Origin of the sequence: Photorhabdus sp. CRCIA-P01 (assembly GCF_003545805.1) — a bacterium.
Classification (GTDB): domain Bacteria; phylum Pseudomonadota; class Gammaproteobacteria; order Enterobacterales; family Enterobacteriaceae; genus Photorhabdus; species Photorhabdus antumapuensis.
The window spans coordinates 1-4,676 of the sequence record NZ_NMQR01000101.1 but is presented as its reverse complement, the minus strand read 5'-3'; the positions used below and the strand labels follow the sequence as shown (position 1 = coordinate 4,676).

At 53.2% G+C, this 4,676-nt stretch carries 5 protein-coding genes; 2 read left to right on the top strand and 3 right to left on the bottom strand.

The window, feature by feature from the left end:
* Positions 1–2,546, bottom strand: a 2,546-nt coding sequence (locus D3222_RS23490; protein WP_118988237.1) for a CHC2 zinc finger domain-containing protein, incomplete at its 3' end; no start/stop codon positions are given.
* 133 nt (positions 2,547–2,679) lie between these two features.
* Between D3222_RS23490 and D3222_RS23485 the strand changes: the two genes are divergently transcribed.
* Both D3222_RS23485 and D3222_RS23480 read left to right on the top strand, forming a co-directional pair.
* Positions 2,680–3,018 (top strand): RstR family transcriptional repressor, encoded by a 339-nt coding sequence (locus D3222_RS23485; RefSeq protein ID WP_118988239.1) that lies wholly within the window; start codon positions 2,680–2,682, stop codon positions 3,016–3,018.
* A 58-nt stretch (positions 3,019–3,076) separates the two neighbouring features.
* The gene (locus tag D3222_RS23480; protein ID WP_021327094.1) at positions 3,077–3,364 is read left to right on the top strand and encodes a SymE family type I addiction module toxin; all 288 of its coding nucleotides are present in this window, start codon (positions 3,077–3,079) and stop codon (positions 3,362–3,364) included.
* Between the two features lie 38 nt (positions 3,365–3,402).
* Here the strand turns inward: D3222_RS23480 and D3222_RS23475 are convergent, their stop codons facing one another.
* A complete protein-coding gene (locus tag D3222_RS23475) occupies positions 3,403–3,735 on the bottom strand; it encodes a hypothetical protein (RefSeq protein ID WP_023046886.1) in 333 nt (110 codons plus the stop codon).
* A partial coding sequence (locus D3222_RS23470; RefSeq protein ID WP_232832650.1) for a DNA/RNA non-specific endonuclease occupies positions 3,732–4,676 on the bottom strand: 945 nt, incomplete at its 5' end. The genes D3222_RS23470 and D3222_RS23475, both read right to left, overlap by 4 nt.

Below are 4,676 nucleotides of genomic sequence, written 5' to 3'. Positions count from 1 at the left end.
GTGCGACCCAGCACCTCATGCGCCAGCCGGTTGGCCAGAGCAATGTCCGCTTTCGTGACCTCGATATATTCAATCACTTGCCCGCGATGCGTCGTTTTCTTCACCTCCCGCTGGTACTGGTGCAGCAACGCAATGGCCTGTATCAAGGTGAGGTATTTCATGTGGTCGCGCCGCATCCGGGTTTTGTCTGACAGGAACGTCAGTTGGTGGGCGTAAGGATTGACCACTTTCAGCGGCCTTAACAGGCGCTGGGCGTTCTGGTGTAACTGCGTCAGATAGCCTTTCTCCGAGTCAGCCAGCAACCCGGCCAGCGTCTGGCGGTGCCGCTGCATGGCGTGGATAGCCTGCGTCTGCTCGCGCGATTCGTTGACCGTCAGCACCAGACAGCGGTTCAGCAGCTCTTCATCCACATCAATGGCGGTGGTCGTTAACATCAGCATCACCGGACCCTGTACTTTGTACTCCCGCGTCACCAGTTCGCCGCTCTGTTCGTTCTTGCCGGTGCTGGCGATTTTCAGCTCGCCGTCGGACTGCAACAGTTTCAGGGCATAGGCCGCCTGCCGCACGCCTTCTTCTTCGGCTATCGCCAGTATTTTGTGTTGCAGGCTGGTTTCGCCGAGGTAATACAGGCTCTGTCCGGTCATCGCCGAGTACTGGATACGCTCCTCTTCCGGCATCAGGTTCAGCACGGCATCCATCAGGCTGCTCTTGCCTGCCGCGCTGCTGCTCTGGATTAACACGGCCAGCGGTTTATCGAGTTTGCGCGAGACTGCCGCCAGATACCCGGTCAGCAGATTGGTCGATTCGCCGACCACCCCACAGGCGGCCATGTCGTTGATAATCTGTTCTGTCAGGTTTGGCGATGTCAGCAACGCCAGCGCGGCGGCTTCATCTTCTGCGCTGACCGTGACTGCGGTTGTCCCTGAGGCTTCGGCGTCGGCCTGCTGTTGCGCGTCCTGTTGCTGCTCCAGCATCAGCAAGACCCGCCCGGCTTCGCGTTTGATGACCGACAGCTCGCATTCCAGCTCTTGCGCCGCCGTGCTGATGTAGTTCTGACGATGCCGCGCGTGATACATGTCCAGTGTATCCACATGGAACAGGCCGGACGTTTCATCCCGCACCTGCACATTGACTTTCATCACATCGGGCACCGGGGATTTTTTCATTCCCCGTACCCGCCAGACCCGGGGGCCGCTTTTCATCAGCAGTTCACCGCAGGTCGTGCGCTCACAGGCCACGGGCGCAACAGTCAGCGCCGGCGGGGCGGCTAAAGAAGAAGATTTAGCCACCCCGGCACTTTGGGGCTTTTCCGTCACCGTCGGCAAGACGGGCCGCTCATGGCTGAACACCGCGCCCGGCGCTGTTCCCTGTCCCAGCCAGACCGCCTGTTGCAAGGCCAGCCCCAGCGCATGTTCGGCATTGCCGCTTTTCAGCGCATAGTCATTGGCATCCATGCCCGGCGGGAACTGCACCCGCCATGCCTCGATACCGGCTTCCAGTAAATCAGCCGCCACATTAGCCGCGCCACGGTCTCCGGCCTCGTCCCGGTCAAAGGCAATCAGCACCCGTTTCACGCCGTGATACTGCAAGGCTGCGAGGTGCTCACGGTTAAACCCGTTCACCCCGAACGCGGCGATCACGTTGCGGAACCCGGCACACCAGAAGGTCATGGCATCGATCAGCGCTTCGCACAGGATAATTTCCGCAGCGGCTTTCATCGCTGCCTCATTCCAGACCCCGGCCAGTGGTGAGGACAGGTACAGATGCTTTGGGCTGTCTTTCAGCACTTTGTAATCCGGCTGGGTTCGGCGGCCATACAGTTGCAGCACCCGCCCGCGGCTGGCCACACTGGCCGATTCGGCCCAGCCGATTATCGGCACCACGACACAGCCCCGGAAGTGGTCCTGCCGGGTGGTGGTACGCAACACGCCCAGCCCCGACAGCTTGCCGCGCAACTGCTGACCTTCCTGACTGTCTTTGGACGGCAACAACCCTGCGGAACCGCTGATACCGTGATGACCCGCATACCCCAGTTTAAAGTGGCTGACCAGTTCAGGATGGTTCAGCCCGCGTCGCTCCAGCCAGGCTTTGGCTTCCGGTGACGCCAGTAAGTGCTGATGATAAAAATCAATCACCTGATGCAACAGCGCCTGCCCGTCATCGTCCAGGTCGGCCAGTTTCGGGCGCGGCAAAGGGACCGCCTGTGATCCCGGCGGGGCGGCTAACGAAGAAGCGGCCACAACCGTATTGTCCATGTCCGGCAGCCCGGCCAGCTCCCGCAGCCGGCGGATAGCGATTTTCAGCGTCACGCCTTCCGTTTGTATCACCCAGTCCAGCACCGACCCCGCCGCGCCACAGCCAAAGCAGTGATACAGGTTCTTGGCAGGCGATATCACCATTGAAGGGGTTTTCTCATTGTGGAACGGGCAGCGCAGCACATAATCCTCACCGCGTTTTTTCATCGCACGGCCTTGCTTACGCACCAGCCCCAGCAACGAGACTGTTTGCTTTAAGCGGGCTAAATCGGTATCGGGAATGCGGGCCATAAAAAACCTCGTCTGTAAAAAGCTGTCAATAACCGTTTGATGTTTTTATTAGATACCTTATACTGTGTTTATGTCAACCCTTATTAGAAAGGCAGGTTACAGTATGGAGACGACAACTTTATGGTTTATACCGATGAACTTTCCTGCCAGATTGATACAACTTCGCAAGGCGGCTGACCTAACACAACAGGCGCTGGCTGACAGTGCATCTCTTCATGTTAACCAGATACGCCGTTATGAAGCGGGGTCGGCTCAACCCACCTTAGACGCCCTGATACGGCTGGCTAAAGTGCTATATGTTTCTCTTGACGAACTGGTGTTTGATGACCACGAGCGCGGCCCGTCTGATGATTTAGCGTTACAGTTTGAGGCAGTGAGTAGTATGCCGGAGGAAGAACGTAGGATTATCAAGGCGTTACTGGATGGAATGATTTTGAAGTACCAGGCTAAACAGATCACTGAGCGCGGCTGAAGCAGGCGGTAACCTGCAACAACCGCTGACCACAACCAACTATACGAGGTAGTTAATTATGGCTGGACGCGATAATAAAACAATTCGCCGGATTTCCCAAGCAGAGCGTTTTGGGAAAGTGGCGACGAACAGTATTTCTTTAAAGGGAAAATGGTTGCAGGAGGCAGGGTTCACTCCTGGGATGCCGTTAAAGATACGGGTGATGCCGGACTGTATTGTGATTACGGCGCAGAACACGCTGGAGTTGTGGCAATGTCTGGAAGGACTGAGCATTGAGCCGTTTAACCCCAGTGCAGCGGTTGACTGGATTAAGTATTATCCTGGCGGACTGAGGCTGGCGGTGTAGGGTAAAATAACGGCCCCGGCACAGAGCCGGGGCGGGTTCTAATCATCATATTTAAAATCTATGTTGATTTTCATTTTATCCAGATCAACGGTGATTTCACATCCTGACCAAGCGGGTTTTCCATTAGTTAGATTATTGTCAACAAAAAAAGATCTCAGTTGCACTAATAATTCTGTAAGGTCTCCAGGGGCTTTACTATCAGGAGAAAACCAGCCTAGTTCACCATTTTCATCAATATAATCAAATTCATATTTACAACCGTCATTTTCGGGAAAAAGTTTTGCCCTGACTATCATCTTCTGAGCATCACTTGGCCCTGCATCAGCCAAAAGTTGCCCAATTTTTTGATATATATCTAAATCATCAGTCATTTCCCGCCTCCTGGCACATTTTTGAAGTCAACAATCACAGGTCTCTCACCATTAATAGAGTATTGAACGTTTAATCTATCTGGACGAATATTATTACCTGAATAAATCGGTTCTATCTTCACATCGACCTGCTTACCATCCTTCAATGCTTTTGCCCAAGTATTTTCCATTTGTTTCCAGGCACCTTTATTAAGATTTCCATCCATAGGCACAATATTTATTTTTTCACCGGGACCATTAAAAATACTGGCAATTAGATGCCCTCCTTCATCTCCTATATTCCCACACTTTCCAGCCTTACATTGCTGATACGTATTGCGATCATTTCTTGATGGAGACAAAGATGCTTCAATATTACTGGTCCTTCCTTGTCCATCTATGTGATAGGTCTTATTCCCATCTACATGATAGACCGTATTCGGTTCGGGTTTATTCAGGGCCTTATTCCATCCGCCTTTCTTACCGGAGTCTACCACAACAATGTTTTTCTCTGCTGCCGTATTGCCGGGCTTGCCTCCTCTGCCCATACCACCGGTGACAGCCCCCAGTGCAGCCCCCGCTAAGATTTCAGCTTTCTGTTTATCCAGACCATACTGTGTCTCAAGTTTCTGCGCAAATTCAGTGCTGGTCACAATCCCAGCTTCATCGATTTGCTGCATCAGCAAAACAGACAGGTCATTCTTCATACTCCATGGTATATCTTCACCCAGAGCTTTATCGATCGCCTGATGAACCAACATACTGTTGGCCGGGATATCACCGTATTTCTCTTTGCAGGCAGCAGGATCTGACGCACAGGTAACAATTAATTCATTACGCTGTTTCAAACTCAGATCTTCCATTTCTTTTACGATCTGCTGGCAGTCACCGCGCGCCTCACACCCTTTTGCCCTGGCCGCAAAATCCGTTATCTGGTCAGCACTCAGGAAGTTATTCTCAAT

Coding starts and splice junctions, on each gene's coding strand:
- D3222_RS23475 (WP_023046886.1), bottom strand. CDS start 3,735: ATGACTGATGATTTAGATATATATCAAAAAATTGGGCAACTTTTGGCT.
- D3222_RS23480 (WP_021327094.1), top strand. CDS start 3,077: ATGGCTGGACGCGATAATAAAACAATTCGCCGGATTTCCCAAGCAGAG.
- D3222_RS23485 (WP_118988239.1), top strand. CDS start 2,680: ATGAACTTTCCTGCCAGATTGATACAACTTCGCAAGGCGGCTGACCTA.